Raw genomic sequence first — 276 nt, forward strand, 5'->3', positions numbered from 1 at the left:
GTTATATAACGCGCAATCTGTAGGCAAAAATTCACCGAAGTCACCCATCCACCCATCAAGGCCAAATTCGATCATATTCTTACGGATGACATCCTTATACCATTCACATGCTTGGGGGTTAGTAAAATCAACTACACCACAATAAAACTCTCCAAAATCAACCACGTATTTCGAACCATCTTCTTTGGTAGCAAGATATCCTTTTTCAACCGCTTGTTTATAAAGAGGAAAATCTTCAAGCACATATGGATTAATATAGCCCAAAAAACGAACACC

The 276-nt window shown here is 38.4% G+C and carries 1 protein-coding gene; it reads right to left on the reverse strand.

The window, feature by feature from the left end:
* Positions 1-276: TIM-barrel domain-containing protein (locus tag O4H31_RS19505; RefSeq protein WP_331283708.1), on the reverse strand; the 276-nt coding region annotated here is incomplete at both ends.

The sequence above is a fragment of the Sulfitobacter dubius genome (assembly GCF_027214245.1).
Lineage (GTDB): Bacteria > Pseudomonadota > Alphaproteobacteria > Rhodobacterales > Rhodobacteraceae > Sulfitobacter > Sulfitobacter dubius_A.